1 protein-coding gene is annotated in these 1,659 nt (G+C 62.6%); it reads right to left on the bottom strand.

The window, feature by feature from the left end; all coding sequences use genetic code 11:
* Positions 1–40 precede the first annotated feature (40 nt).
* A complete protein-coding gene (locus B3C64_RS01740) occupies positions 41–1,570 on the bottom strand; it encodes a hypothetical protein (RefSeq protein WP_291533290.1) in 1,530 nt (509 codons plus the stop codon).
* Between the last annotated feature and the right edge of the window lie 89 nt (positions 1,571–1,659).

The following is a 1,659-nucleotide window of genomic DNA, read 5'->3' as shown; positions in this document are numbered from 1 at the left end:
AGCCATCACCATCTCCCCGTTCTTCTGTTGCGCCGGAGCGTCACAGTCCCGCGTCGGCCAAGGAGATGTATCCCGGCTCGATCAGGGTCTTTTTGAGGTTGCCGGCGCTGACCGCCAGAATCTTTTCATGGATGGTGGGAATCCTCTTGCCCTCCATGGTGGCGGAGCGGATGAAACCAAGTCCGGAGATCTTCTCGGACGCATTGAGCTTGACGCATACCGTGGCGATGTCTCCGGCGAGCTTCTTGCGGTTCTCCACGGCGGTCATCCACTGTTTGCCGTTCACGATGTTCGGCATGATGCCCGCGTAGGCGCCATAGCCGGTGACGATCGGCCAGCGGGCGTTCTGCTCGTCGTCGTCCGAACCATCGTCCCCCGTCTTGCCGCCATCGTCCGAATTGTCGTCGGAAGGCGCCTTGGACGGGTCGGGAACGGCCTGTTTCCTCAGATCCTTCTTGCCGGTGATGTTGCCGACGATGCCGGAGATGGTGATCGACGGGTTCACGTCGGCCGACGATCCGGTGTATCCAAGGTCGTCCAGACCGTCGGCGACCTGGCCGGCGATGTAGTCGTTGCAGGCGATGATGCCGTCGATGCGCGTGTGGTCGGTCGAATCGGAATCCATGCCGAGGCGCGTGGCGAGCGTCTTCTTCGCCTGCCCGTCCTTGCTGGAGTCGAAGGCCACGGCCTCCCAGTCGTCATCCGTGCTGGACGCGGTGAGCGTGCCTGACGGCGATACCGCCTTTCCGTCCTTGAAGTAGGGGCCGAGCACCTTCCAGATGCCGGCGAACACCGATTTGACGAACGTTTCGTCCGCGGTTGAATCGTCATCGGATTCGTCGAGGGGGAGCAGCACCTCGATGTGCTTGGGGTTGTCCGAGCTGGCCTTGTCGAGCGCGAGCTTGTTGACCAGTTCGCGGGCCTGCGTCCGCCCGATCTGCTCGGCCGTGGACATCGGCGCGTATACGTCGGGAACGTAGCCTTTAAGCGTGTTGGAGACCAGCACGACCTTCATGCCCGAATTTCTGGCGAGCTGGAGCGCGGATACCAGACGTTGCGCGGATCGCGCGTATTCCCGCTCGTCCCCGTCTGCGGAATCGTCGTTCCAGTCGAGCGCGTGGCCGGCGTAGTCGCCGTACTGGCGGTCGGACTCGTCCGCCTGCGCCACCGGTGCGACGATGAGCGTGGTCTTCCCGTCTTTCGACGCGGAGGCGTCGGTGTCGTTCACATGGTCGACGACGTAGTCCTGCACGCTCTGGCTTTGCTTTTCGAGGCTGGAGGCGGACTTCACGCTGATGTCGCCGCCCTTGACCCCCTGGCGCTTCAACGAAGTGACGATTTCCGGGACGAGCTTCGCCCATTTGCTCATGGGGGTCTGCTGGGAGATGGTGATGCCGTCGGACGGGGTGAAGATCGCCACATTGCCGGTTTGCGAAGCCGCGGCGGATGCGTCCGTTCCCGACGTGGATGTGTCCGTGTCGGACGAGCATGCGCCCAAAGTCAGTGCCATACCGGCCGAGACGAGCAGGGCCAGCAGCCGTTTCGCCGGAATCATGCGATGCAGTGTCATGCCATTTCCTTCGTGTTCGCGCATGGGGTGGAGCCTGTTTTCCAGATACGGTCTCCGATTGTAGTATTCGGCCGATAGAAGGGCCCGGA

The organism is Bifidobacterium sp. UBA6881, from assembly GCA_002451435.1.
In the GTDB taxonomy this organism is placed as follows: Bacteria; Actinomycetota; Actinomycetes; order Actinomycetales; family Bifidobacteriaceae; genus Bifidobacterium.
This window is presented reverse-complemented; position numbering and strand designations above follow the sequence as displayed.